Source organism: Cyanobium gracile PCC 6307 (genome assembly GCF_000316515.1).
GTDB classification, from domain to species: domain Bacteria; phylum Cyanobacteriota; class Cyanobacteriia; order PCC-6307; family Cyanobiaceae; genus Cyanobium; species Cyanobium gracile.
In genome coordinates this window covers 3,307,763-3,334,255 of sequence record NC_019675.1, presented here as the reverse complement: position 1 = coordinate 3,334,255, position 26,493 = coordinate 3,307,763, and the positions used below count along the sequence as shown (strand labels likewise).

Sequence of the window (26,493 nt, the reverse complement as noted above, 5' to 3'; positions counted from 1 at the left end):
CGGGAATGTGTGTCGAGCCCCCACCCTCCCTGGACCCCTCGACCACCACTTCCCTCCCCTTCAAGGACATTCCCCTCTTCCGCGATCTGAAGGAGGACGTGTTGCTGGCGGCAGTTCACCGCTGCGAGCTTCTGCCGCTGCAACCGGGCCAGGTGCTGCTCACACCCGGGCAGACCAACGAGGACATCTTCATCATCCTGGCCGGAACGGTCACGGTCCACCTCGGCGCCGACGGCTACCGCAGCAAGGGGATGGCCATTCCCATCGGTCAATGCATCGGGGAGTTCTCCGCCATTGATGGCCGGCCGGCTTCGGCCCTGGTGAGGGCAGAGGATGACGCGACCGTGCTGCGGATTCCCCAGCAGGTGTTCTGGTCGCACATGGTGCTTCTGCCCGGAGTGGCCCGCAACATGATGATCTCCCTGGTGGAACGCACCCGGCTCACCAACCAGCTGACCCTGGAGGCCCAGCGGGAAGCCCTGGAGCTGTCCCACCTGCGCAAGGAACTGGACCTGGCCCGGGATTTGCAGCTGAACATGCTGCCGCCCCAGGGCGACCTGTTCTCCGGGCATCCGGACATCGAGATCGCCACCCTGATGGAACCGGCCACCACGGTGGCGGGGGATTTCTTCGATGCCTTCTTCGTCGACAGCCACCGGCTCTTCGTCTGCATCGGGGATGTGTCCGGCCATGGCCTCGGCGCGGCGCTGTTCATGGCGCGCTCAGTGGGGCTGCTCAGGATCCTGGCGAACACCGAAACATCTCCGGACGCCGTTCTTCGCCGCCTCAATGACAGCCTCGCCGAAGGCAACGAGGCCGCCCTGTTCGTCACCATGTTCTGTGGCTATCTGGATGTGAGCTCCGGCCTGTTCACCTATTCCAACGGCGGCCACTGCCCGCCGCTGCGGCTGCAGGACGGGGAGGTCCGTCCGATTGCCATGCCCAAGGGTGCGCTGCTGGGCATCTTCCCCGGCCGGACCTACCAGAGCCTGACCCTGCAGCTCGACCCCGGCGACCTGCTGATGGTCTACACCGACGGCGTCACCGAAGCCGAGAACATCGAAGGGGAACCATTCGGTGTCCAGGGGTGCCAGAGCCTCCTGGCCGAGGCGGGCCAGGCCCCCCTGGACTCCTTGATCCAGGGGCTGCGCCAGAGCCTGCGGGGCTTTACCAGCAGCCAGCACCTCGAGGACGACTGCACCCTGCTGCTGCTGCGGCGCCGGCCCGATTCCGTCGTCAGGGAAGGGAGCTGAGGCCCCCGGCGTTGCGACCCGGCGGCAGTGTCACCAGGGGCCGGCCCCCGGGAAACAGCAGCGCCGACTCGCCGGAGCGGAAGCGCAGCCGGCCCCGGCGGCCATGGGGGTGGTCGGCCTCCAGGGGGGCCCGCCAGCGCAGCCGCTGCTCCCCGAGCTGCACCTGGTAGAGCCATTCGCGGCCCAGGAACTCGCGGCCGGTGATCCAGGCGGATCCATCCTCATCAGGCAGGAATTCCAGGGCCTGGGGGCGGACCATCACCTCGATGGCCTCCGATGCCCCGGAGCCGTCGTCGCCGCCGGAGAGGGGCTCGAGCTCGCCGAGGGCGGTCTGCAGCCGCCGGCCCCGCCAGCGGGCCGGCAACAGGTTGGACTGGAGCACGAACTGGCCGACAAAGGCGGTGGCGGGCTGGTCGACCAGCTGCCGCGGCGGGGCGCACTGGTGCAGCACCCCGTCGCGGAGCACCCCCACCCGGTCGCAGATCGCCAGGGCCTCCTCCGGGTCGTGGGTCACCATCAGGCCACTGGCGCCGCAGCGGGCCAGCACGGCGGGCAGCTCGCTGCGCAGCCGTAGCCGCACCTCCACATCCAGATTGGAGAAGGGCTCATCGAGCAGCACCACCGAGGGCGACGGCGCCAGGGCACGGGCCATGGCCAGGCGCTGGCGCTGGCCGCCGGACAGCTCGTGGGGGTAGCGGCGCTCCAGCCCGCCCAGGCCCAGCAGATCGAGGAGCCAGGCCACCCGGGCGGTGTCCTGGCCGCGACGCAGGCCGAAACAGGCGTTGCGCCAGGCATCGAGATGGGGAAAGAGGGCATCGTCCTGGAAGACCATGCCGACGCCCCGCCGCTCGGGGGGCAACAGGCGATCCGGACCCGCCACCTGCTGGCCGCCGATGCTGATGCGGCCGCGGCCGGGACGCTCGAAGCCGGCGATCAGCCGCAGCAGGGTGGTCTTGCCGCAACCGGAGGGGCCCAGCAGACCCACCAGTTCCCCGGCCCCGAGGACGAGGTCGATGCCTTGGAGGGTCCAGGAGGCGACGTCCCGGCCCGGGTAGCGGTACCAGAGGTCCTCGATGCGCACATGGGCGCCGGGCCCGGCGACATCCCCGGGGGTGACGGCCGTGGCGGTGGCGGTGGCAGTGGACGGCGTGGTGATGGTGTTGGAGTAGGCCATAAGATCCCAGTCCCGCATTTTTACCCGTCATGAGTTCCAGCGCCGGCGGAGGTGACCAAAGGCACAGCCCCCTGTCTCATCCGGTCAACACCACGGCCGCCCCCGCCCCGGTCGGCCCCTACAACCAGGCCGTGCTCGCCGGCGGGGTCCTGTACTGCTCCGGCCAGATCGCCCTCGACCCGGTGAGCGGGGTGCTGGTGGGAGAGGGCGACGTGGAGGCCGAAACCCGCCAGGTGCTGAGCAATCTTCAGGCGGTGCTGGCGGCCGCCGGCTGCCGCCCTGACCATGTGGTGCGCACCACGGTGTATCTGGCCGACCTCGGCGATTTCGCCCGGGTGAACGCCCTCTACGCCGTTCTGTTCCGTGACGGCGTCGCTCCGGCCCGCGCCTGTGTGCAGGTGGCGGCCCTGCCCAGGGGCGCCCGGGTGGAGATCGACGCCATCGCCCTGGTCCCCTGAGCCGGTTCTCACCGGAGGCTCACGCCGTTCCGCTGGCTGGGGGGGACGGACTGCGGCAACCTGGACCGATGGAGACCCCCTTCGGCACCTGGTTTCACGAGGTGGTGGTGATGACACCAGGCCGCTTCGAGGAGGCCGTGGAGGCGGTGCTGGCGGTGCAGCAGTTCAAGACCGTGGTGCTCCACCTCAGTGCCATGGCCCCGGAGGAGGCCCAGCGCACGATCGATTTCGTCTCCGGCGGCGTCTTCGCCCTGGACGGTCAGTCGGAACGGCTGGGGGACACGGTGTTTCTGTTCGCCCCGGCGCTGGTGACGATCAGCCGGGACGGGGACGAACAAGGCTGATCCTTCGGGGACCGGCACCCCCGCCCTTGTGGCACCCGTGCCCGGGCAGTAACACGGGAGCTGGTCCCGTGCTGTCCATGAAGCGTTCCACCGGCCAGGTCTCGCTGGTTCTCGCCTGGGCCCTGTGCCTGGTCCTGGCTGCCCCCTCCGCCCATGCGGTGGTGGCCGCCGGCGGGCGGATGGTGCTGGTCCGCACCGACCGCCAGTTGCCCGTCACCGGCGATCCGATCTGGGAACTGCGGCTGCTGCTCCCGGGCCAGCCGCTGCGGGCCTACGAGGCGCTGGTGGGCCGGGTGCGCCGCCAGGAGGGCGACCGCCACCGGCTGGGCAGCAAGGCCCCGTTGCCGCGGGGCCGCTACGCCGTCACCGAGATCACCCCCGTCGCGCCGACCGATGACGTGGAGCTCGGCCGTTTCCTCTGGATCGGGCTGGAGCCCGATTTTCCCACCGCCCGCCGCGGCCTGGGGATCCACCACGACCCCAGCGCCGGCCGGGGGCGGAGCAGCGGCACCGATGGCTGCATCGGCCTGATCCATGGCAACGACCTGCTGGTGCTGGGCGATCTGCTGCGCCGCAGCGGCACCACGGAGCTGGTGGTCAAGGACTGAGCGCGGTAGGGGGCGGCGCTCAGGCGCGTCCGGCCAGGGCCTGCTTCAACCGCCCCTCCAGGTCGCCGCGCTGGGCCGGATCTCCCACCAGCATCAGGGTGCCGGTGCCGGGCCACCAGTTGAGGCGGAGGTTCGATTCGCCGTCCTCGATGACGAGCATCTCGAACGCCCCCTCGTGCACCCAGTGACCGAAACAGCCCAGGCCCTCGAGCAGCGACTGGAGTTCCTCCAGGGTTCCGTTGAAGGTCACAGGTCGACGGTGGAGATGCCGAAGTTTACAGACGGTTCCTCCTGGCGGGGCAGGCGCTGCCAGCCCGGCAGCCAGGCGTCGCGGTCGCGCAGCTCGCCGGTGGGTACCAGCAGCCGGAAACCGGGGTCCAGCACCGCCTGGAGCTCCACGGTGCGCTCCCGGCCCCGGCCCCGCTGGCCCAGCACGGCGAAGTGGCGATAGCCGCCGCAGCCGGCGGCCCTGGCGGGCTGGCAGGTCCAGGCGGCGGAAAGCTTCATCGGGCGAGGTGGGCAACGGCCCTCAGGGGGCCGGCTGTGGGGTGGACTCCTCCAGCACCGGGTTGCGCAGCACGCCGATGCCGTCGATCTCCACCTCGACCGTATCGCCGCGACGCAGCCAGCGGGGCGGATCGGCCGCCATGCCGACGCCGCTGGGGGTGCCGGTGAGGATCACGGTGCCGGCCGGCAGGGTGGTGCTGGCGCTCAGGAATTCGATGATCTCCGCCACGGTGAAGATCATGTCGGCGGTGCTGGCCGCCTGCACCGTCTGGCCGTTGAGGCGGGTCTGCAGCATGAGGGCCTGGGGATCGGGGATCGCCGCGGCGGTCACCAGGCAGGGGCCCAGGGGGGCGAAGGTGTCGAAGCTCTTGCCGCGGCACCACTGGCCGCCGCCGAGCTGGGGCTGCTTCTGCCAGTCGCGGGCGCTGACGTCATTGGCGCAGGTGTAGCCCAGCACCACCCCCAGGGCCTCGGAGCGGGGCACGTTGCGGCAGGTGCGGCCGATCACCACCGCCAGCTCCCCCTCGTAGTCCACCTGGTGGCTGGCCAAGGTGGTGGGCAGGGTGATCGGCGCCTCCGGATGCTGCACCGCCCCCGGCACCTTCATGAACAGCACCGGCCAGGTGGGGATCGCGACGCCGGTCTCGGCGGCATGGCGGCGGTAGTTGAGGCCGATGCAGAGGATGGCGCGCGGCTCCAGGGGGGCCAGGATCCGGTGCGCTGCGGCCGGCTCGCCCGTGGGCTCCAGCGCGCCGAACAGGTCGCCCGCCAGGCGCTCCAGGCTGCCGTCGGGATGGCGACAGGCGAGGTGGATGGCGCCGGCCGGATCCTCGTAGCGCACGATCTTCATAGGGACTTCATCGGGGCGTCACGGAGGCTGCAGGGGGGCTGCACGAAAGACCTGCCGGGGGTGCCTGAGGGCAGCGCGGCTCCCGCAGCGCCCACTCTGGCCCGCCAGCTGTGGATGATGGGGACACCAGCGGAACCAGGAGCACGCCGTGGTCGCCGAACCCCGTCGCCAGCGGAGCACCACCCTCCGGGGCGCCGAGCTGCTCAATGATCCGCTGCTCAACAAGGGCACCGCCTTCAGCCGGGAGGAGCGGCGGGACCTGGGGCTGGAGGCCCTGCTGCCCTGGCAGGTGGAGACCATCGAGGCCCAGGTGGAGCGCTGCCGCCTGGCCTTCCACGCCATGGGCAGCGACCTGGAGCGCTACGCCTATCTCCAGACCCTGAGGGAGCGGAACGTCACCCTCTTCCACCGCTTCCTCGCCGACCACATCGAGCTGGCGATGCCGATCGTCTACACCCCCACGGTGGGGCAGGCGATCCAGCACTTCAGCCACACCTACCGCAGCCCCAGCCAGGGGATCTACCTGGCTGCACCGCAGCAGGAGCGGCTCGAGGAGCTGCTGGCCCAGGCCTGCGGCGGCACCGGCGGCCAGGCTCCGGACCTGCTCCTGGTCACCGATGCCCAGGGAATCCTCGGCATCGGCGACCAGGGGGTGGGGGGCATCCAGATCTGCCAGGGGAAGCTGGCGGTGTACACCCTCTGCGCCGGGCTCGATCCGGCCCGGGGCCTGCCGGTGATGCTGGACGTGGGCACCGACCGGCCGGAACTGCTGGCCGACCCCTGCTACCCCGGCCTGCGCCGGCCCCGCCTGCAGGGGGAGGCCTACACCGCCTTCCTGGACCGCTTCATCGCCGCCGTGCAGACGGTCTGCCCCGGCGCCCTGGTGCACTGGGAAGACTTCGGGGCCGCCCACGCCCGCCCCGTGCTGGAGGCCTACCGGCACCGGGTGCCGAGCTTCAACGACGACATCCAGGGCACCAGCAGCGTGGCGGCGGCAGCGATCCTGGCCGGCCTGCGGGGCCTCGGGCAGCGCCTGGCCGACCAGCGGATCGTCATCTTCGGGGCGGGCAGCGCCGGCTGCGGCATCGCCGAACGGCTCCATCGCCTGCTGCAGCGCCAGGGGCTCCCGGCCGCCGAGGCCGCCGATCGTCTCTGGCTGATCGACCGTGACGGACTGGTCCACACCGGCACCCCGGGCCTCAGCGGCGGCACCCGCCCGTTCGCCAAGGGGCCGGAGCTGCTGGCGGCACGGTTCGGAACGGCGGCCCCGGCCGATGGCCCGGGCCCGGGTCTGCTGGCGGTGATCGAGGCGGTGCGGCCGGGGGTGCTGATCGGCACCTCCACCGCCGCCGGCGCCTTCGACCAGGCGGTGGTGGAGGCCCTCTGCGCCGACGGCGGGCGGCCGATCGTCCTGCCCCTCTCCAATCCCACCCCCCTGGCGGAGATCACCCCGGAGAACCTGCTGCGCTGGAGCCGGGGCCGGGCCCTGGTGGCCACCGGCAGCCCCTTCCCGCCGGTGGTCGGTACCGGCTACGCGGCCCAGCCGATGGAACGGGTGATCGGCCAGTGCAACAACTGCTTCGTGTTCCCGGGCCTGGGCTACGGCGCCGTGGCGGTGGGCGCCACCGAGGTGAGCGACGCCATGATCGATGCCAGCATCGAGGCCCTGGCCGGGGTGATTCCGGCCGCGACCGATCCCGACGCCCCGCTGATGCCGCCCCTGGCGGCCGTTCAGGCGGTGTCGCGGGCCGTGGCCGAAGCGGTGGCGATCCAGGCCGTGCGGGAGGGGCTGGCCCGCCGGGCCGCCACCCCCGAGGCCGCTCTCGCGCGCCTGGACGCCTGCCGCTGGAGCCCCGCGTACGCCGAACTGCAGGGCTGAGACAGCCGCTGGGGCTCAGGGATCAATAAGTCCTGTGTCACGCCCTCGCGCTGGCGCCGGCCCTCGCCTTAGCACCTTGGGCACCAACCCCCTGCGCGATGGGCTTCTTCGTCCAGCTCACCGACGCCATCGCCGCCCGTCAGTCGCTGCTGGTCACCGGCCTCGATCCCAATCCGGAGATGTTGCAGGCCTGGGCCCATCGCCGCGGCATGGGCGGTCGCTCGTTTCTCTCCCAGGCGCGCCACTGGATCAAGGCGGTGGTGGAGGCCACCGCCGACCACGTCTGCGCCTACAAGCCCAGCCTCGGCTTCTACCAGGCCCTCGGCCCGGTGGGGCTGGAACTGCTGCGGGAGGTGCGGGAACTGGTGCCGCTCGACATTCCCCTGATCATCGACACCAAGCATGGGGACCTGAACAGCTCCTCGGCGCTGGCCCATTACCTGTTCCGCGAACTCGGCGCCGACGGCGTCACCCTCTCCCCCCTGGCCGGCCAGGACATCGCCGCCCCGTTCCTGCTGTACCCCGACAAGGCGGTGGTGATCACCTGCCACAGCTCCAACGCGGCCGCCAGGGTGCTGCAGCACCACCCCGACGAGAGCGATCCCCTCTACCTGCGCATCGTGCGGGAATGCCAGCTCTGGGCCACCCCCGACCAGCTGCTGCTGGAGGTGGGCACCAGTGACCCGGCGATCCTGGCCCGGGTGCGCCAGGAGGCGCCGGAGCGCTTCCTGATCCTGCGCAGCCTCTGGGGAGAGGAGGATCGCCTCGACGCCCTGCTGGAGGCCGGGCTGAGTCCGGCCGCCGACGGCCTGCTGATGCCCCTGCCCCAGAACCTCCTGGTGGAGGACGACATCGCCGTCCGCGCCGCTGCCCTCAAGCAGCGGATCAGCGAGCGCCGGGACCGCTGGCTGGAGCGGCGGGCGCCGGACCAGGGTGAGGCCTGCAGCCTGTGGCTGCCGGAGCGTCGCCCGGAGGGCAGCGCCGAGGCCGGGGCCGGCACGGACGCCGATGGCTCCGGCGACCCGCTGGCCAGCCTGATTGTCGATCTGTTCGACATCGGCTGCCTGCTGTTCGGCGACTACGTGCAGGCCTCGGGAGCCGTCTTCAACTACTACGTGGATCTGCGCCAGATCATCTCCGATCCCAACCTGTTCCACCGGGTGCTGCATGCCTATGCCGGCCAGCTCGGCGAGCTGGTCTTCGACCGCATCGCCGGCATTCCCTACGGCTCCCTGCCCACCGCCACCGGGCTGTCGCTGCAGCTGCACAAACCCCTCCTCTACCCGCGCAAGGAGGTAAAGGCCCACGGGGCCCGTCGCCTGATCGAAGGGGATTTCGAGGAGGGCGACCGGGTGGTGGTGGTGGACGACATCCTGATCACCGGCACCAGTGTGCTCGAGGGCATCGCCAAGCTGGAAAGCTCCGGCCTGGAGGTGGAGGACGTGGTGGTGTTCATCGACCACGGCGGCCAGGCGGACACCAGCGCCCGCCAGCGGCTCGCCAAGGGGGGCTATCGCTGCCACGCCGTGCTCGACATCGCCCGGATCACCGCCGTGCTGCATGCGGCCGGACGGCTCAGCGACGACCAGGCCGCCACCCTCGGCCATGCCCCTCCAGCGAGGGCCCTGGGCGTCGAGGGGCTACTGGCCAGCTCGTAGAGTGGCTGGGCACCCCTGCAAAACCCGGGTGCCCCCTTCCGCCATGCCCCAGGTCCAGGGTCAGCCCCCAACGATCGGCGAGCTTGAGGCGAAATACTCCCTGTACTGCAAGGCGATGCGGTTGCTGCTCAAGGAGGGCCGCACGATGGAGGCGATCCAGCGCACGGTCTGCTGGAGCCGGCTGGAGCAGCTCCACATCTGCCTGCCGAGCCGCTACAAGTCCCCGGACTACCTCTATGCCGTTCTGAAGCGCGACCTGCGCTGATCGCGGGGCGCCCCCCGCCCCTGCCAGGATCGGTCGGCGATCAGGGTCGGTGCCCACCCAGGCGTTTCCGTGAAGTCGATCTCCGACCCCTTCCTGCGCCGGCCGGTGCTGACGCTGGTGCTGAGCCTGCTGGTTATTCTTGGCGGCCTGATCAGCCTGCCCGGCCTCAAGGTCGAGAACCTGCCGCCGATCGCCCCGGGCCGGGTGTCGGTGAGCGCCAGCTACCCGGGCGCCAGTCCGGAGGTGGTGGAGCAGGGGGTGACCACCCTGCTGGAGAAACAGTTCAACGGCCTGGAGCGGCTGGATTCGATCCGATCCACCAGCTCGGCCAACGGCAGCAGCATTTCCCTCGGCTTCGAGGGCGGCAACCCCGAGATCAACCAGATCAACACCCAGAACGAGGCGGCGGTGGTCAGCCGCCAGCTGCCCGCCCAGGTGGCGCGCTTCGGGGTGCAGGTGCGACGCACCTCCGATGACCTGCTGATGGTGCTGAGCTTCAGTGCCAGCCGCGACCGTTACGACGACACCTTCCTGAGCGGCTGGGTGGACCAGGTGATCCGCGACCGGCTGCAACGGGTGCCCGGCGTCGGCGAGGTGCGGCTGTTCGGGGGAAGTTCGCTCGCCTTCCGGCTGTGGCTGGATCCGCTGCGCCTGGAGGAACGCAATCTGACCATCAGCGAGGTGCGCGATGCCCTCGAGGAGCAGAACGTGCTGGCCGCCCTCGGCCAGGCCGGGGTGGCCCCCTCCCCCGACGACCAGCTCGTCACCCTGCCGCTGCGCATGGAGGGACGGCTGCGCACCGCCCAGGAGTTCGAGTCCCTGGTGGTCGACCGCAGCGCCAACGGGGGGGTCACCCTGCTGAAGGATGTGGGCCGGGTCAGCCTGGGCAGCGAGAACTACGAAGCGATCGCCACCGACCTGAGCGGCAAGACGGCGGTGGCCGTGGGGATCTTCCAGCGGGACGGCAGCAATGCCCTGGAAGTGAGCCAGGGCATTGAAGGGGCCCTCAAGGAGCTGGGGCCCCGCTTTCCGCCGGGGGTGGATCTCCAGGTGATCGTCGACGAGGCGGCCTCGATCCGCACCAGCATCGACCGGACCACGGCGAGCCTGCGGGAGGCGGTGCTGCTGGTGTTCCTGGTGCTGCTGCTGGGGCTGGGGAACAGCCGTCTGGCCCTGATCAGCGCCTCGGCGGTGCCGGTGGCCCTGATCGGTTCGCTGGCCGTGCTCCGGCTCAGCGGCGATTCGATCAACACCCTCACCCTGTTCGGCATGGTGCTGGCCAGCGGGCTGGTGGTGGACGACGCCATCGTGGTCAGCGAGGACATCGGCCGCCGTCTGGAGAACGGCCGCCCACCCCTGGAGGCCGCCCGCGAAGCCATGGCGGAACTGGGGGGCGCCGTGATCGCCACCTCCCTGGTGCTGATCGTGGTGTTCCTGCCGGTGCTCACCCTGCAGGGCAGCCTGGGCCGTCTCTACGCCCCCATCGCCCTGACGATCGGCGGCACGATCGTGTTCTCCACCTTCAACGCCCTCACCTTCACCCCGGTGGCCGCCAGCCGGCTGCTCCATGCCGATCGCCGGGAGCCGGCCTGGCTGCTGCGCTGGATCGATCCGCCCCGGCGGGCCCTGGAGCGTCTGGAGCGCCCCTACGACCGGCTGCTCAGCCGCGTGCTGCACTGGCGGCGTCGCGTGGTGGCCGGCCTGCTGGTCGGTCTGCTGCTGACGGGCCTGGCGTTCGAGCAGCGGCCCAAGGCCTTCATCCCCCAGGAGGACAGCGGCCAGCTGCGGGGCGTGGTGCTGCTCCAGGACGGCATCGCCCTGCCCCGCACCCAGCAGGTGATGGAGCAGGTCCGGGAGGTGATGGACCAGGAGCCCCTGATCCGCTTCGCCAACTTCTATGCCGGCCGCTCCTTCGGCGACAGCTCCCCCAACAAGGGGATCTTCTTTCTGCGGCTCAAGCCGATCGAGGAGCGCCCCGGGGCCGACCAGAGCGCCGCCGCAGTGGCCGAACGGCTGAACCGGCGCCTGCGCCAGAGAATCAGCGATGCCTCGGTGATCGTCAGCGAATCCCCCACCGTGCGGGGCTTCAGCAGTGAGAGCGGCCTGGAGTTCGACCTGCTCGACACCAGCGGCGGCCGCCTCAGCCTCGGCGAGTTCCAGCAGGAGGCGGAGGCCTTCATCGCCGCGGCCCGGCAGACGGGCGCCTTCGAGCAGGTGGGCACCCGCTTCAGTGCCGACGCCCCCCTGCTGAGGCTCATCCCCGACCGGCTGCGCATGGCCTCGCTCCAGGTGGATCTCGATGAACTGGTCAGCGTGCTCGGGGCCAGCTTCGGCAGCGACTACGTCAACGACAGCTTCGAAGGCGACCAGGTGCGCAGGGTTATCCTCCAGCTCGAGGGCGAGGCCCGGCGGGATGCCGATGACGTGCTGGCCCTGCAGGTGCGCAACCGCAGTGGCCAGCTGATCCCCCTGGCCCAGATCGTGCAGGTGGAAGCCGGCACCGGCCCCACGACGATCAACCACACCCGCCTGGTGCGCTCGATCAGCATCCGGGCCCAGCCGGGCCCGGGGGTGAGCAGCGGCCAGGCCATCGCCCTGCTGGAGCAGCTGCAGCAGGACCGCGGCAGCACGGCCACCGACCTGGAATGGGCGGGTCTGGCCCGGGAGGAGGCCAGGGCCGGCGGCGGCAATCTGCAGGTGTTCGCCCTGGCGGTGCTGGTGATGCTGCTGGTGCTGGCCGGCCTCTACGAGAACTTCGCCGATCCCTTCATCATCCTGGCGACCGTGCCCATGGGGGTGCTCGGCGGGGTGCTGGGTCTGGCTCTGCGGGGCCTCCCCCTGGACGTCTACGGCCAGATGGGCCTGCTGGTGCTGGTGGCCCTGGCGGCGAAGAACGCCATCCTGATCGTCGAATTCGCCAACCAGCGGCTGGCGGAGGGGATGCCCCTCGATGAAGCCGTCCACGGCGCCGCCGTCGCCCGTCTGCGGCCGATCCTGCTCACCGCCTTCTCCTCCCTGGCGGGCTTCCTGCCCCTGCTGTTCGCCACCGGCGCCGGGTCGGCCAGCCGCATCAGCATCGGCACGGTGGTGTTCTTCGGGCTGCTGGTGGCCACGGGTCTCACCCTGTTCCTGGTGCCCACCCTTTACCGGATCGTCAAGGGATGGGAGCTCAGCCTGGGCGGCGGCCATGGCCGCCGGGCCGAACAGGCCTAGGGCTCCGGTCGCCACCCCCCAGCCACGAACCGCTCCGGCTTCAGCCCCTGCTGCCGCAGCAGGGCGATCAGCCCCCGGTCCCCCAGCAGGTGCATCAGCCCCACCACCACCAGGGTGTCGTCGGGGCGCCGCAGGAACCCCCGCACCGGAGCCACCCAGGCCGTATTACGCCGGACCACCAGACGCTCAAGGAGATCCGGCCGCTGGCGGTAGTCGGCGAGCAGCAGGGCCTCGAGACGGGGCAGGTCGCCGGCCCGCCAGGCGTCCTCAAGGGCGTCAAGCCGGGGCCCGACCCCATCCAGTTCCTTCAGGGTGACCTCCAGCAGCTGCACCTGGTCGGCTTGGGGCAGCCCGTCGAACAGCTCGAACTGCTCGGCCGGTGTCTCCAGTCCGTCGATGGGCTTGCGGTCGGCGGCGGCCCTGGCCTGGAGCTGGCCCTCCACCCCGCTGTCGGGGGAGTAGCCCCGCTGCAGGAACTCGGCGGAGGCGAGCAGCAGGGCCACGGCCCAGGGCTCGAACCGATCGATCGCCCCCTCCGGCAGCCCCAGGCCCGCCAGGCGCGGCTGGAGGGTCCGCCAGGTCGCCGCCGGCAGGACCTCGCGCAGGGAGCGGCCGTCGGGGTCGAGGGCCCGCGCCACCAGCTCACCCGCCAGGGCCGCCGGGCTGATGGCGTCCATGTCGAGCTCCATCGCCAGCCGCTCCGCGTCCCCGTAGGCCCGGCCATAGGACGGGGGGAGCCCGGCCCGGTCGCGGCGCAGCTGGTGCAGGGAGCCGGCGATGAACACCGTGCCGGCGCCGTCCCGCACCCTCCAGAGGGTGCCGAGCTCAGCCGCCGCTACCGGAACGGCCGCCAGCCCCGGAACGGCGGCCAGGGCCAGGGCCGCCAGGGCCAGGGTGCGGCGCCACACCGACCGGAGCGTCGCGTGCGGCGTCGACGACGGCATCGACAGGGGCATCTGCGGCGGCATGGGCAGCGGCCTCCACCGGCCAATGGACGCTAGCCACGTCACTTCGCCCGACCCCGGGCGGGCCATGCTGATCGTGGCTTCCGCTGCCGGTCCGTGCTGCTCGCCGCCTCCCAGCCGATCTGGTCGCTGCCGCTGGAGGGCGTCCACCAGGCCCTGCAGACCACACCGGAGGGCCTCAGCAGCGGGGAGGCGGAGCGGCGGCTGGAGCGCTTCGGCGCCAACCGTCTGCCGCCCCTGAGGCGCCGACCCCTGGCCCTGCGCTTCCTGGACCAGATGGTCCACTTCATGGCCCTGCTGCTGTGGGTCGCCGGGGGTCTGGCCTTCGCCGCCGGGACCCCCCAGCTGGGCTGGGCCATCTGGGGGGTGGTCCTGATCAACGGCGTCTTCTCCTTCTGGCAGGAGTTCCAGGCCGAGCGCACCCTGGCCGCCCTCACCCGTGCCCTGCCCAGCCAGGTGCAGGTGTGGCGTGATGGCCAGCTGGTGTTTCTGCCGGCGGAGCAGCTGGTGGCCGGCGACCGGCTTCGGCTCGAGGAGGGGGACAGGGTTCCGGCCGACTGCCGGCTGAGCGAGGCCCATGGGCTCTATCTGGACCTGTCGGTGCTCACCGGCGAATCGCTGCCGGTGGCCCGCCGCAGTGAGGCCCTCGAGGGCAGCCAGCTGCAGGTGAAGGTGACCACCGGTGAGCGTATCAACCTGGTGATGGCCGGCAGCACGGTGGCTTCCGGACGGGGGGAGGCCTTCGTCTATGCCACGGGCCCCGAGACCGAATTCGGGCAGGTGGCCCGGCTGGCGGCCGGCACCGTCCGCGCCGCCAGCACCCTGGAGGTGCAGGTGAGCCGGATCGTGCACACCATCTGCACCATCGCCGTCACCATGGGGCTGGTGGCGTTCGGCCTCAGTGTCCTGCTGGTGGGGATGAACCCCCTGGAGAGCCTGGTGTTCGCCACCGGGATCATCGTCGCCAATGTGCCCGAGGGGCTCCTGCCCACCGTGACCCTGGCCCTGGCTATGGCGGTGCAGCGCATGGCCCGGCGCAAGGCGCTGGTGCGCCGCCTGTCGGCGGTGGAAGCCCTGGGATCGGTGAGCGTGATCTGCTGCGACAAGACCGGAACGCTCACCGGCAACCGCATGGCGGTGGAGAGCACCTGGCTGCCGGAGGCCGGCGAAGGCCTGGAGCGGCTGCTGCTGCGTTGTGCCGCCCTCTGCTCCAACGCCCGCCTGGAGCCGGCCACGGCCGGGGGCGGCCATGCCGCCGAACCCTGGCGAGGGGTGGGGGATCCCACCGAAACGGCGATGCTGCTGGCCGCCGCCGCCGCCGGCCTGGCACCGGGAGAGCAGTCAGGCCGGCATCCGCGACGCCGGGAGATCCCCTTCGACTCCCATCGCCGCCGAATGACCGTGCTGGTGGACTGGAGCGACCGGGCCGATGACCTGCCCATCGCCAGCGGGGGCTCCCTGCTGATCACCAAGGGGGCGCCGCTGGATGTCCTCGACCAGTGCACCACCTGGCTGTCGCCCGGGGCTGACCAGCCCCTGGACGCCGCCCTGCGCCAGCGGGTGGTGGAGGCCAACGACGGTCTGGCCGCCCGGGGCTACCGGGTCATCGCCGTAGCGCTCCGGCGGGGCGATGGCGGGTGCTCCACGGCTCCGAGCGAAGAGCTGGAGAGGGAGCAGACCTTCCTCGGCCTGCTGGGTCTCTACGACCCTCCCCGCCCGGAGGTGCCGGACGCCATCCGCCAGAGCCGGGACGCCGGCATCAAGGTGACCATGGTCACCGGCGACTACGGCCTCACCGCCCAGGCGATCGCCCAGCAGATCGGGCTGCTGGATCCCCCGGAGCCCGGGGCGGGATCCACGGCGCGCCAGCGGGCCAGTGCCGATCCGGTCCGGGTGATCGAGGGGCCCACCCTGGCCCAGATCAGCGACGTTCACCTGCGCCAGCTGCTCAAGTTCCGCCGCCGGCTGGTGTTCGCCCGCATGGCGCCGGAGCAGAAGCTGCGTCTGGTGCAGGCCTACCGGGCCCTCGGCGAGGTGGTGGCCGTCACCGGTGACGGCGTCAACGATGCACCGGCCCTGCGCGCCGCCGATGTCGGCCTGGCGATGGGGATCAGCGGCACCGATGTGGCCCGCGAGGCCGCCGACATCGTGCTGCTCGACGACAACTTCGCCACGATCGTGCAGGCCGTCCGCTATGGCCGCTCGGTGGTGACCAACATCGGACGTTTCATCACCTACGTGCTGGCCTCGAACGTGCCGGAGGTGGTGCCCTTCCTGGCGATGGTGATCGCCGGAATTCCCGCCGCCCTCACAGTGCTGCAGATCCTGGCCGTCGACCTGGGAACGGACCTGCTGCCGGCCCTGGGTCTGGGGGCCGATCCGCCCGAGCCGGGGGTGATGCGCCTGCCACCGCGCCCCAAGGGCCTGCCGCTGCTCAACCGGGCCGTGATGGTGCGGGCCTATCTGGTGCTGGGGGTGGTGGAGGGCCTGGTGGCCATGGCGGGCTATCTGCTGACCTGGCGGGCCAACGGCGTGGGCTGGAGCCAGCTGCGTGCCCTGGCCCCCCAGCTGCTGCACCACACGGCTGACGCCGGCGTGGTGGCGATCCAGCAACAGGCCACCACCGTCACCTTCTGCCTGATCGTGGCTGGCCAGATGGGCACCCTGCTGGCCTGCCGCAGTGAACGCCGTCCGGCCTGGGACATGCTGAGGCTTCCCAACCAGTTGCTGTGGCTGGGACTGATCAGCGAACCGCTGCTGGCCAGTGCCCTGGTGCTGCTGGCTCCCCTGGCGGCCGTCTTCGGCATGGCCCCCTTTCCCCTGGCCTGGCTGGGTCCGATGGTCCTGGCTCCGGTGCTGGTGATCCTCGCCGACGCCCTTGACAAGCGCTGGCGAACGGCCCGCTGAGGATGGTGAAGATTTCCCAATGACAGCCAACCGGTCACAAGTCGACTGGAGGGCTCCAATACAATTGAATTGCCGGAAGAAGACCAGAACTGCCTATCGCTTCACCTCTCTCATTCATTGAGCACATCAGTTCATTCCAACAATGAAATGCTGCACATTTTGAGCATTGTGCAGCAACGCCTTCCCATCCCCGCAAGGGGCGAGGAAATCCCGCCAAGGAATCCCCAGCGGCAATCCCTCAGGGGCTGTCAAGATCGAAGCCAATGCCTGTCAACCCTGCTTCTTTCTCCATTCAGGAGGCACCACCATGGCCATCATTCCTTCGGAAACTCTCAAGGACGTCGAAGAACTCTTCGACCGCTACACCCGTACCCTGCCCTGGCCATTGGGTCGCAGCAGCACCGCTGTCACGATGGCCGACTGGAATCCCCGGGTCGACATCGTTGAAACTGACGGTGCCTACGAGATCCAGGCGGACATTCCCGGGGTCCGCAAGGAGGACCTCAAGGTGACCATCGACCACGGGGTGCTCACCGTGCAGGGGGAGCGGCAGCAGGAGAAGAAGGAGGACAGCTCGCGTATGCACCGCGTGGAGCGCTTCTACGGCCAGTTCTCCCGCAGTTTCACCCTGCCGGAGGACGCCGACACCGCCGGCCTCAAGGCCACCGCCAAGGAGGGGCAGCTGACGGTGACGGTGCCCCGCAAGGGGCCCGCCCCCAGCGCCGAGCCGACCCAGGTGCCGATCCAGTGACGGCGACGCTCAGCAGATCCGCGGCAGCAGTTCCCCGCTGAGGGGCACCAGCACCCGCTCGCTGCCGTAGGGGGTGCGCAGCAACACCCGGCCCCGGGGGCGGCCGGCTCCTGGTCCTGCCGCCGCCACCCGGCCGATCCAGGCCCCGCCGGCCGGAGCCAGCACCGCCAGGGCCCGCTGCCGATCGGCCTCGGGCACCACCGCCAGGAAGCGGCCCTCGTTGGCCAGGTGCAGCGGATCGAAGCCCAGCAGGTCGCAGGTGCGCCGCACCGGCTCGGCCACCGGGATGCGCTCCTCCTCGATCAGCAGCTCAAGGCCGTTGGGGGCCGCCAGTTCCTGCAGGGCGCTGGCCAGCCCGCCCCGGGTGAGGTCCCTCAGGCAGTGGAGCCGCACCCCCGCGGCCAGCAGCGCCTCCACCGCGGGCCACAGGGGCAGGCAGTCCGTGGCCAGGGGGGGCTGCAGATCCAGGCCATGGCGGGCGGCCAGGATCGCCACCCCGTGGCGGCCCAGGTCCCCGCTCACTAGCAGCTGGTCGCCGGGGGCGATCGCCAGCGGATCGATCGGCTCGTCCACCTCCAGCAGGCCGATGCCGCTGGTGTTGAGGAACGCCCCGTCCCCCTTGCCCCGCTCCACCACCTTGGTGTCGCCGGTGACGATGGTCACCCCGCAGCGCCGGGCGGCCGCCCCCAGCGACGCCACGATGCGGCGCAGCACGGCCAGCTCCAGCCCCTCCTCCAGGATCAGGCCCAGGCTGAGCACCAGGGGCCTGGCGCCGGCCATCGCCAGGTCGTTGGCGGTGCCCGTCACCGCCAGGATGCCGATGTCGCCCCCCTCGAACTCCAGGGGCTGCACCACGTAGCTGTCGGTGGTGAAGGCCAGGCGCCCGTGGGGCAGGGACAGGCGGGCAGCATCGTGCAGCACCTGGTCGGGGTCGGCGTAGAGGCGGCGCAGTTCGGCGTCGATCAACTGCTGCATCAGGGTGCCGCCGCCGCCGTGGGCCAGCTGGATGCGGGGGGTGGCGGGCGGGACCAGCTCAGCCACGGCGGCCGTAACGGTGATAGGCCGCGCAGGCCCCCTCCGAGGACACCATCGGCGCCCCCAGCGGATGCTCCGGTGTGCAGGTGGTCCCGAAGGCCGGGCAGTCCATGGGCCGGGCGCGCCCCTGCAGGATGCGGCCGCTGATGCAGACCCCATCCTCCCTATCCCCGGCCCCGGGATCCGCCCCCTCCTCGGGCCCAGCGGGCAGGTCGCTGAAGCGGGCCCCGGCCTCCAGGCTGCGGAACGGCGCCCTCAGCCCGAGGCCGCCCCCCGGGATCAAGCCGAAGCCCCGCCAGGGCCGGTCCACCGGCTCGAACACCGACTCCAGCAGGGCCCGGGCCTCCGGATTGCCCTGCTGGCGCACCACCCGGCCGTAGGCATTGGCCACCCGGGCCTCACCCCGCTCCAGCTGGCGCACGCAGGCCACCAGGCCCTGCATCAGATCCAGGGGCTCGAAGCCGCTCACCACCACCGGCACCCGGTGCCGATCCGCGAGCTGCTCCAGTTCCCCGGTGCCCATCACGGCGCACACGTGCCCCGCCGCCAGGAACCCCTGCACCTGGTTGCCCTCGGCCGTGAGGATCGCCGCCATGGCGGGGGGCACCCGCACATGGGCCGCCAGCAGGGAGAGGTTGGCCGCCCCGGCGGCGCTCGCCTGGCGTACCAGCAGGGCCGTGGCCGGCGCGGTGGTCTCGAAGCCCGCCGCCAGGAACACCACCTGCCGGTCCGGGTGGCGCCGGGCCAAGGCCAGGGCCTCGAGGGGGGAGGTGAGCAGGCGCACGTCGCCCCCCTCGGCCCGCACCCCCAGCAGATCCCCCGGCCCCCCGTCAGCGGCGGCGCCCGGCACCCGCAGCATGTCGCCGTAGGAGCAGAGGATCACCTCGGGCCGGCGGGCCAGGGCCCTGGCCGCATCGATCGTGGCGGCGGGGGTGACGCAGACCGGGCAACCGGGCCCGTGGATCAGCCGCAGCCCGGGGGGGAGCAGCTGGTCGAGCCCCCAGCGCACGATGGCGTGGGTCTGGCCGCCGCACACCTCCATCAGGGTCCAGGGGCGGGTGGTGATGGCGGCCAGCTCAAGGGCCAGCTCCCGCACGGCGGCCACCTCCGCCGTCGCCGCCAGCGGAGCACTCACCAGGGACCGGGCGCCGCCGCGGCCTCGGCGGGCAGGAAGGTCTGGACGGCGCGCATGTACTGGGAGCGCTCATACTCGCTCGGATCGGGGCAGCGCTGCTGGCTCATGCAGCCGATCAGCTCCCGGGCCGAGGCGTGCTCGTGCTCCAGCAGCCACTGGCCCAGCTCCTCCTCCAGGCCCGTGAGCCGGCCGGGGCCGTGGCGCAGCAGGGCGGCCACCACCTGGGTGATGGCGGCGCCGGCCATCAGCAGCCGCACCACGTCGGTGCCGCGGTGCACGCCACCGGTGGCCGCTAGATCCACCGGGTGGCGGCCGTGCAGCAGGGCGATCCAGCGCAGGGGCAGCCGCAGGTCGTGGGGGGTGGACAGCAGCAGGTTGGGCCGCACCTCCAGTTCCTCAATGTCGATGTCGGGCTGGTAGAAGCGGTTGAACAGCACCAGGCCATCGGCACCGACGGCGGCCAGCCGCTTGGCCATGGCGCCGAAGTTGGTGAAGAAGGGGCTGAGCTTCACCGCCAGGGGCAGCGTCACCTCGGCGCGCACCTCGGCGACGATCTCCAGCACCTGGTTCTCGATCGCCGCGCTGGAGAGATCCGGATCGGTGGGGACGGAATAGATGTTCAGCTCCAGGGCGCTGGCACCGGCGTCCTCCATCCGCCGCGCCACCTGCACCCACTGGCCGGGGTGGGCGCCGTTGAGGCTGGCGATCACCGGCACCGACAGGCGGGAGCGGGCCTGCTCGAGGTGGCGCAGGTAGAGGTCGTGGCCCACATGGAAGATCGAGGGCTCGGGGAAGTAGCTGAGCGCCTCGCCGTAACTGTCGGCCCCCTGGATGCTCACCCGGTGCAGCTCCAGCTGGTCGCGCTCGATCTGCTCCTCGAACAGCGAATGCAACACCACAGCGGCGGCGCCGGCCTCCTCCAGCCGCAGCAACTGGTCGATGTCCTCGCTCAGGGGCGCCGCGGCCCCCACCACCAGGGGGCTGCGCAGCTCCAGGCCCAGGTAGGTGACGGACAGATCGGGACGGGTCATGCCGGTGCCTCCATCGGGGAATGGGCCTGGGGGCTCGCCTCGGGGCCCGTCGGAGTGCCGGCGAGGGCCCGGTAGATGGCCCAGCGCCGGGCCACCTCCAGCTCGGCCTGGCGGGCCAGGGCCCGGGCCCGCTCCGGCTGGCTGAAGGAGAGCATGCGGAACCGGTTCTCCGTGGCCATCGCTTCGGCCAGGGGTCGCTTCTGACCCCGGCTGTCGATCTGCAGCGGGTGCTCGCCCCGGTCGGTGCGGCGCGGGTCGTAGCGGTAGAGCAACCAGCGGCCGGAGTCCACCGCCACCTTCTGCTGCTCCATGCCCCGGGCCATGTCGATGCCGTGGGCGATGCAGTGGGAGTAGGCCAGGATCAGCGACGGCCCCGGGTAGCTCTCCGCCTCCAGGAACGCCCGCACCGTGTGCTCATCGCGGGCCCCCATGGCCACGCTGGCCACGTAGACCGTGCCGTAGCTCATCATCATCAGCCCAAGATCCTTCTTGGGGGCGGCCTTGCCGCCGGCGGCGTACTTGGCCACCGCCGCCCGGGGGGTGGCCTTCGACATCTGGCCGCCGGTGTTGGAGTACACCTCGGTGTCGAGCACCAGGGCGTTGACATCCCGGCCGCTGGCCAGCACGTGGTCGAGGCCGCCGAAGCCGATGTCGTAGGCCCAGCCGTCGCCCCCCACCAGCCAGACGCTCTTCTTGACCAGGGCATCGGCCAGATCCAGCAGACGGGCGGCCTGGCCGTCCCGGGGAGTGGCGGCCCAGGGGCCCTGGGGTGCCACAGCGTGCAGCAGCCGCTTGAGCTCCTCCACCCGCTGGCGCTGGGCGACGATGCCGGCCTCGTCGTGCTGGTCGCCGTCGCGGATCGCCGCCACCAGGGCCCCGGGGAGCAGGGAGTCGCCCCGCTCCGGCGCCGGCCCCAGCCGCTCCAGCAGCTCGAGGGCCATCTGGCGCTGTTGGTCGATCGCCACGCGCATGCCAAGGCCGAACTCGGCGTTGTCCTCGAAGAGAGAATTGCTCCAGGCCGGACCACGCCCCTCGGCATTCATGCTCCAGGGGGTGGTGGGCAGGTTGCCGCCGTAGATGGAGGAGCAGCCCGTGGCGTTGGCCACCAGCATGCGGTCGCCGAACAGCTGACTGGCCAGCTTGAGATAGGGCGTTTCGCCGCAGCCGCCGCAGGCGCCGGAGAACTCGAACAGGGGCTGCTGCAGCTGCTGCTGGCCGATCCTGTGCAGGTTGAGGTCGGCGCGGGCCATCTCGGGCAGCCCCAGGAAATAGTCCCAGTGGCCCCGGCCCGCCTCCCGCAGGGGGCGCTGGGGCGCCATGTTGATCGCCTTGCGCTTCGGCTCGGTGCGGTCGCGGGCCGGGCAGACCTCCACGCACAGCGCGCAGCCGGTGCAGTCCTCCACGGCCACCTGGATCGTGAAGCTGCGGCCCGCCAGGTCCGGGTCGCGGGCCGGGGCCTGGCGGAAGCCCTGCGGTGCGCCCACCAGCGCCTCCGGCGCCACCGCCTTGGCTCGGATCACCGCATGGGGGCAGACCATGACGCACTTGCCGCACTGCACGCAGAGGTCGCTCTCCCACACCGGCACGGTCTCGGCGATGTTGCGCTTCTCCCACTGGGCCGTGCCCGTGGGCCAGGTGCCGTCGCAGGGCAGGGCGCTGACGGGCAGGGCATCGCCGCGCCGCTCCAGCAGGGGGGCGATCACCTCCCGCACGAACAACGGAGCGTCGGCGAGACGGTCGGCCACAGGGGCCGGTGGCGGGAGGTCGTCTTCCGCCGGCAGCTGGCGCCAGTCGAGGGGCTGGAGGTGCTCGAGGCTGGCGTCGAGGGCGCGCAGGTTCATGGCCACCACCGCCTCCCCCTTGCGGCCGTAGGTCTTGCGCAGCGAGGCACGGATCTGCTCGATCGCCTCCTCCCGCGGCAGCACGCCGCTGACGGCGAAGAAGCAGGCCTGCATCACCGTGTTGATGTGGTTCCCCATCCCGGCCTCCCGGGCCACCCGGTAGGCGTTGATCAGCCACACCGCCAGCCCCCGCTCGCGGATGCCGCAGCGCAGCGCCGCCGGCATCCGCCGCCAGCTCTCCTCGATCGGGAAGGGGCTGTTGAGCAGCAGCACCCCACCGGCGTCCAGGCCGGCCAGCAGGTCGAAGCGGTCGACGAAATCCCACTGGTGGCAGGCCACCAGGGTGGGCCGCTCGATCAGGTACGGGGCGCGGATCGGCCGGGGGCCGAAGCGCAGGTGCGACACCGTGACCGACCCCGACTTCTTGGAGTCGTAGACGAAGTAGGCCTGGGCGAACAGGTCGGTCTGCTCCCCGATGATCTTGATCGTGGCCTTGTTGCCCCCCACGGTGCCGTCCGAGCCCAGGCCGTAGAACACGGCCCGCACCTGGTCGGGCCCATCCACGTGGAAGTCCGCCGCGACGGGCAGCGATCGGTGGGTGACGTCGTCGTCGATGCCGACCGTGAAGTGGTTGCGGGGCCGCTCGGCGCGGAGGTTGTCGAACACCGCCTTCACCATGGCCGGGGTGAACTCCTTGGAGGAGAGGCCGTAGCGGCCGCCCACCACCCGCGGCAGGGGGCGATCGCCGTGGCAGGACTGCCACTCCTCACTGAGGGCGGCCACCGCATCGAGGTAGAGGGGTTCACCGCCGGCCCCCGGCTCCTTGCAGCGGTCGAGCACCGCCAGGGATTGCACCGTCGGCGGCAGGGCGGCGGCGAACAGAGCCGCCACGAAGGGGCGGAATAGGCGCACCTTGAGCACCCCCAGCCGTTCGCCGGCGGCGTTCAGGGCCAGGGCGGTCTCCGCGGCGGTCTCGCAGCCGGAGCCCATCAGCACCACCACCCGCTCAGCGTCGGCGGCCCCCACGTACTCGTAGAGCCCGTAATGGCGGCCGGTGAGGCCGGCGAAGCGCTCCATCGCCTCCAACAGGTGGCCGGGGAGGGCGTCGTAGAAGCGGTTCACCGACTCGCGCGCCTGGAAGTAGACGTCCGGGTTCTGGGCCGTGCCGCGCAGCACCGGATGGTCGGGGGAGAGGGCCCTGTGGCGGTGGGCCGCCACCGCCTCCATCGGCATCAGGGCGTGGAGCATCTCATCGGCGATGGGCTCGATCTTCTGGATCTCGTGGGAGGTGCGGAAGCCGTCGAACATGTGCAGGAACGGCAGCCGCCCCTTCAGGCTCGCCCGGGTGGCGATGGCGGCGAAGTCGCCGGCCTCCTGCACCGAGGCGGAACAGAGGATGACGCAGCCCGTGCCGCGGCAGGCCATCACGTCGCTGTGGTCGCCGAAGATCGAGAGCCCCTGGGCCGCCAGGGAGCGGGCCGCCACGTGCAGCACGGCGGGGGTGAGCTCGCCGGCCAGCTTGTAGAGGTTGGGCACCATCAGCAGCAGCCCCTGGGAGGCCGTGAAGGTGGTGGTCAGTACCCCCGCCTGCAGGGCCCCGTGGACGGTGCCGGCGGCGCCGGCCTCGCTCTGCAGCTCCACCACCGCCGGCACCGTGCCCCAGAGGTTGGGGCGGCCTTCGGTGTTCCAGGCGTCGGCCCACTCCCCCATCGGCGAGGCGGGGGTGATCGGATAGATGGCGATGGCCTCGTTGAGGCGGTAGGCCACGAGCGCCACGGCCTCGTTGCCATCGACGGTGATGGTCATGCGGGGTCGTCCTCGACGAGGCTGAGGGCCAGGCCCACGTGCACCAGCACCCGATCGCCGACGGCCGCCTCGGGCAGACAGGCCAGGCTCACCTGCTGGCGCACCCCGCCGAAATCCACCTCGGCCATGCGCCAGAGGCCGTCATCGTCTGCGGCGGCTTCGGCCCCCGCCGGTCCGGGATCGCCCGCCGGCGGCTGGATCCGGATCGAGAGGATGCGAGCAGGCACGGCCAGGCACATGGGCGGATCACGGCGCGTGGTCTCTCCCCATGGTTGTAGGCCCGCCGGCCGGATCTGCCCACGGCCCCGCCGCCGCCCAGAGCTGGCCGAGGGCCAGCCCACCGTCATTGCATGGCACGAGCTCTGGCCAGAACGGTCGCAACCCCCGGGCCCGCAGGGCGCCGATCGCCCCCTCCAGCAGCAGCCGGTTCTGGAAGCATCCCCCGGCCAGGGCCACGGGCACGCCCTCGGCGGGGGTCGGTGCGGTGGCCGCCAGGTCCGCCGCGGCGATGGCGGCCGTCCCGGCCAGGGCCGCCACCAGGGCGTGGTGGAAGCGGGCGGCACAGACGCTCGCCGACGTGCCGGCCGCGATCGCCGCCAGCAGCGCCAGCAGCAGCGGTTCCCAGTCGAGCCAGCCCAGGGTCGGCCCATCGGCGCCGGCAGCCGCGACGGCCCCGGGTGGCACCAGGGGGAGGGACCAGTCCCCGGGGACGCCAGGGGCGAGGACTTCCGCAGCGGCAGCGGCGGAGGCCGCCCCCTGCAGCCGCAGGCCCCCCTCACCCTCGTGGCTCTGCACCTGCACCAGGTTCAGCAGGGAGGCGACCCCATCAAACAGCCGGCCCATGCTGGTGGTCAGGGGACTGTTGCAGCCACCGGCAATGGCCTGCAGCAGCAGGCGGCGTTCGTCGGCCGCGAAGGCGGCCAGGGTATGGCGGGCCCCGGGATGCCCCATGGCCCCGGCCCCGGCGGCAGCCAGGAGCCCCAGGGCCGCCCGACGGGGTTCCTCCATCGCCCGCTCACCCCCAGGCAGGGGGAAGGGCCGCAGGGCCACCCGCCGCTCGCAGGGGAAGCCCCCGGATCCACCCAGCAACAGCAGCTCCCCGCCCCAGAGCCGGGCACCGCCGCCAGCAGCCGACTCCCCAGCCACCGATTCGGGCGCCGGGGCGTACCCCAGACCATCCCAGGTGAAGGCCAGCAGCGGCGGTGCCAGCCCGTGCTCCGCCAGCACCGCCAGGCCATGGGCCCGGTGGTGCTGCACAGGATGCCGCGGCCACCGCTGGGCGGCGGCGAGCTGGTGGCTGAGATAGCCGGGATGGGCATCGCAGGCGATCGCCCCCACCCCATCGCCCCAGCGCCGATCAATCGCCTCCAGTCCGGCGACCAGGCGGGAGAGCAGGCGCCCCTCGGCCAGGTCCCCCAGGTGGGGGGCGAGCCACACCCGTCCCCCCAGAGCCAGGGCGGGCGCGCTTTTGAGATCACCGCCCAAGGCCACCAGGCCGCCGGGCACCCCTGCAGCCGCCGCGTCGGCCGTCGGCCCGAGGGCCAGGGGCTCGGGGGCGTAGCCGCGGGCCCGGCGCAGCAGGGCGGGGCGGCCGTCGATCACCTGCAGCACCGAATCGTCCAGCGGCCGGGCGATGGCACGGTCGTGCACAAGGAAGGCATCGGCGATCGGCTCGCCGGCTCCAGCACCGGCCCCCAGCCGCCGCACCGCTTCGGCGGGATCGATGCAGAGCGGTTCCCCGCTGGGGTTGCCGCTGGTGGCCACCAGGGGCCGGCCGAACTCACGCGCCAGCAGGTGGTGCAGCGGCGACGCCGGCAGCATCGCCCCCAGGCACGGGCTACCCGGGGCCACGCCCGGCAGGGCGGTGGCCGCCCCAGGGCGGCGCCGCAGCAGCACGATCGGGGCAGCCGGATCCGCCAGGGCCCGCCGCTCGGCGGCGTCGATGGCGCAGAAGGGAGCAAGGGCCCCGGCCTCGGCCACCAGCAGGGCGAAAGGCTTGGCGGGCCGTCGCTTGCGCCGTCGCAGCAGGGCCACCGCCGTGGGATTGGCGGCATCCACCAGCAGCTGGAACCCGCCCACCCCCTGCAGGGCCAGCACCTTCCCGGCCGCCAGGAGATCGCAGCAGACCCGGATCAGGGCCCGGGGACTGGCGCCGTCGCCGGTTGTGTAGCCGGCCAGCGGCACCCCGGAGGCATCCAGGAACGCCAGCCGCGGCCCGCACGCCGGGCAGGCGATGGTCTCGGCGTGGAAGCGGCGGTCGGTCGGTTCCTCGAACTCCCGGTGGCAGGCCGGGCACAGGGCGAACGGCGCCAGGGTCGTCTGGGCCCGGGCCCAGGGCTCGGCCGTGGCGATGCTGAAGCGGGGACCGCAGTCGCAGCAGCTGATGAAGGGGTAGCCGAAGCGGCGATCGGCGGGATCGGCCAGTTCCGCCAGGCAGGCGCGGCAGGGGGCCCGGTCGGCCACCAGCGACGACGCGATCAGATCGATGCTGAGCGGCCTGGCCTGGCCAGCCAGGATCCGCACCCCCGCCCTGAGCGGGCCCGCCGCCGGGCCGGCGGCCGCCGACCAGACGGGAGCGAGGGGCTCAAGGCGGGCCCCGGGGGGCAGCTGCTGCGGCAAGCGCCTCAGGAACATCTCCAGGGAGCGGCGGTCCCCCTCCAGCCGCAGGCAAACCGCCCCCGGGCCGTTTTCCACCTCGCCCCGCAGATCAAGATCGCTGGCGAGGTGGTGCACCAGGGGCCGGAAGCCCACACCCTGCACCACGCCACGGCACTCCAGGTGCAGCTGGGCCCGCCCCGCCAGCGGTGGCATGG

The 26,493-nt window shown here is 72.0% G+C and carries 21 protein-coding genes; 10 read left to right on the top strand and 11 right to left on the bottom strand.

Annotation, left to right across the window (positions count from 1 at the left end; genetic code table 11):
- Positions 1-5: 5 nt before the first annotated feature.
- The gene (locus tag CYAGR_RS16150) at positions 6-1,253 is read left to right on the top strand and encodes a SpoIIE family protein phosphatase (protein WP_015110924.1); all 1,248 of its coding nucleotides are present in this window, start codon (positions 6-8) and stop codon (positions 1,251-1,253) included.
- On the opposite strand, the gene CYAGR_RS16145 is transcribed toward CYAGR_RS16150, so the two are convergent.
- Positions 1,237-2,427 (bottom strand): ABC transporter ATP-binding protein, encoded by a 1,191-nt coding sequence (locus CYAGR_RS16145; RefSeq protein ID WP_156818503.1) that lies wholly within the window; start codon positions 2,425-2,427, stop codon positions 1,237-1,239. The two genes, CYAGR_RS16150 and CYAGR_RS16145, sit on opposite strands and share 17 nt — an antisense overlap.
- 29 nt (positions 2,428-2,456) lie before the next feature.
- Between CYAGR_RS16145 and CYAGR_RS16140 the strand changes: the two genes are divergently transcribed.
- From CYAGR_RS16140 to CYAGR_RS16130, 3 genes are all read left to right on the top strand, one after another.
- A complete protein-coding gene (locus tag CYAGR_RS16140; protein WP_015110922.1) occupies positions 2,457-2,885 on the top strand; it encodes a RidA family protein in 429 nt (142 codons plus the stop codon).
- 68 nt (positions 2,886-2,953) lie between these two features.
- On the top strand, positions 2,954-3,229 hold the full coding sequence (locus tag CYAGR_RS16135; RefSeq protein WP_015110921.1) for a cell division protein SepF: 276 nt from the start codon (positions 2,954-2,956) through the stop codon (positions 3,227-3,229).
- 77 nt (positions 3,230-3,306) lie between these two features.
- Positions 3,307-3,837 carry a L,D-transpeptidase gene (locus CYAGR_RS16130; protein ID WP_015110920.1) on the top strand — a complete coding sequence of 177 codons (531 nt, stop codon included), beginning with the start codon at positions 3,307-3,309 and terminating at the stop codon, positions 3,835-3,837.
- Positions 3,838-3,856: 19 nt separating this feature from the next.
- On the opposite strand, the gene CYAGR_RS16125 is transcribed toward CYAGR_RS16130, so the two are convergent.
- The 3 genes from CYAGR_RS16125 to CYAGR_RS16115 are packed head-to-tail and all read right to left on the bottom strand — an operon-like array spanning position 3,857 to position 5,194.
- Positions 3,857-4,087, bottom strand: coding sequence for a hypothetical protein (locus CYAGR_RS16125; RefSeq protein WP_015110919.1), 231 nt, complete (start codon positions 4,085-4,087; stop codon positions 3,857-3,859).
- Positions 4,084-4,344: a TIGR02450 family Trp-rich protein gene (locus tag CYAGR_RS16120; protein WP_043326030.1), complete on the bottom strand. Its 261-nt coding sequence runs from the start codon at positions 4,342-4,344 to the stop codon at positions 4,084-4,086. The genes CYAGR_RS16125 and CYAGR_RS16120 overlap by 4 nt, the downstream gene beginning before the upstream one ends.
- 22 nt (positions 4,345-4,366) lie before the next feature.
- On the bottom strand, positions 4,367-5,194 hold the full coding sequence (locus CYAGR_RS16115; protein WP_015110918.1) for a fumarylacetoacetate hydrolase family protein: 828 nt from the start codon (positions 5,192-5,194) through the stop codon (positions 4,367-4,369).
- Positions 5,195-5,342: 148 nt separating this feature from the next.
- Between CYAGR_RS16115 and CYAGR_RS16110 the strand changes: the two genes are divergently transcribed.
- The 4 genes from CYAGR_RS16110 (at position 5,343) to CYAGR_RS16095 (ending at position 12,209) form a co-directional block, all read left to right on the top strand.
- Entirely contained in the window at positions 5,343-7,073 is a 1,731-nt protein-coding gene (locus CYAGR_RS16110; RefSeq protein WP_015110917.1) for an NAD-dependent malic enzyme, read from the top strand.
- A 98-nt stretch (positions 7,074-7,171) separates the two neighbouring features.
- Entirely contained in the window at positions 7,172-8,731 is a 1,560-nt protein-coding gene (locus CYAGR_RS16105) for a bifunctional orotidine-5'-phosphate decarboxylase/orotate phosphoribosyltransferase (RefSeq protein ID WP_015110916.1), read from the top strand.
- A gap of 43 nt (positions 8,732-8,774) precedes the next feature.
- Positions 8,775-8,996: a DUF3136 domain-containing protein gene (locus tag CYAGR_RS16100; RefSeq protein WP_015110915.1), complete on the top strand. Its 222-nt coding sequence runs from the start codon at positions 8,775-8,777 to the stop codon at positions 8,994-8,996.
- 69 nt (positions 8,997-9,065) lie between these two features.
- Entirely contained in the window at positions 9,066-12,209 is a 3,144-nt protein-coding gene (locus tag CYAGR_RS16095; RefSeq protein WP_015110914.1) for an efflux RND transporter permease subunit, read from the top strand.
- Here CYAGR_RS16095 and CYAGR_RS16090 read toward each other — a convergent pair.
- On the bottom strand, positions 12,206-13,153 hold the full coding sequence (locus CYAGR_RS16090) for a TraB/GumN family protein (protein ID WP_015110913.1): 948 nt from the start codon (positions 13,151-13,153) through the stop codon (positions 12,206-12,208). The two genes, CYAGR_RS16095 and CYAGR_RS16090, sit on opposite strands and share 4 nt — an antisense overlap.
- 117 nt (positions 13,154-13,270) lie before the next feature.
- On the opposite strand from CYAGR_RS16090, the gene CYAGR_RS16085 reads away from it, so the two are divergent.
- Complete coding sequence (locus CYAGR_RS16085) at positions 13,271-16,081, top strand: cation-translocating P-type ATPase (RefSeq protein ID WP_015110912.1); 2,811 nt, start codon at positions 13,271-13,273, stop codon at positions 16,079-16,081.
- 307 nt (positions 16,082-16,388) lie between these two features.
- Positions 16,389-16,832, top strand: a complete 444-nt coding sequence (locus CYAGR_RS16080) for an Hsp20/alpha crystallin family protein (protein WP_015110911.1) — start codon at positions 16,389-16,391, stop codon at positions 16,830-16,832.
- 9 nt (positions 16,833-16,841) lie between these two features.
- Here the strand turns inward: CYAGR_RS16080 and hypE are convergent, their stop codons facing one another.
- From hypE to hypF, 6 genes are read right to left on the bottom strand one after another with little or no spacing between them, the layout of a single operon-like run.
- Positions 16,842-17,873 carry a hydrogenase expression/formation protein HypE gene (hypE, locus tag CYAGR_RS16075; protein WP_015110910.1) on the bottom strand — a complete coding sequence of 344 codons (1,032 nt, stop codon included), beginning with the start codon at positions 17,871-17,873 and terminating at the stop codon, positions 16,842-16,844.
- Positions 17,866-19,002 carry a hydrogenase formation protein HypD gene (gene hypD, locus CYAGR_RS16070; RefSeq protein WP_015110909.1) on the bottom strand — a complete coding sequence of 379 codons (1,137 nt, stop codon included), beginning with the start codon at positions 19,000-19,002 and terminating at the stop codon, positions 17,866-17,868. Before hypD ends, hypE begins: the two co-directional genes overlap by 8 nt.
- Positions 18,999-20,033 carry a dihydroorotate dehydrogenase-like protein gene (locus CYAGR_RS16065; RefSeq protein ID WP_015110908.1) on the bottom strand — a complete coding sequence of 345 codons (1,035 nt, stop codon included), beginning with the start codon at positions 20,031-20,033 and terminating at the stop codon, positions 18,999-19,001. The genes hypD and CYAGR_RS16065 overlap by 4 nt, the downstream gene beginning before the upstream one ends.
- Complete coding sequence (gene nifJ / locus CYAGR_RS16060) at positions 20,030-23,680, bottom strand: pyruvate:ferredoxin (flavodoxin) oxidoreductase (RefSeq protein WP_015110907.1); 3,651 nt, start codon at positions 23,678-23,680, stop codon at positions 20,030-20,032. The genes CYAGR_RS16065 and nifJ overlap by 4 nt, the downstream gene beginning before the upstream one ends.
- Positions 23,677-23,907: a HypC/HybG/HupF family hydrogenase formation chaperone gene (locus tag CYAGR_RS16055; protein ID WP_245552558.1), complete on the bottom strand. Its 231-nt coding sequence runs from the start codon at positions 23,905-23,907 to the stop codon at positions 23,677-23,679. Before CYAGR_RS16055 ends, nifJ begins: the two co-directional genes overlap by 4 nt.
- A gap of 19 nt (positions 23,908-23,926) precedes the next feature.
- Positions 23,927-26,491: a carbamoyltransferase HypF gene (gene hypF / locus CYAGR_RS16050; protein ID WP_015110905.1), complete on the bottom strand. Its 2,565-nt coding sequence runs from the start codon at positions 26,489-26,491 to the stop codon at positions 23,927-23,929.
- Positions 26,492-26,493: the final 2 nt, after the last annotated feature.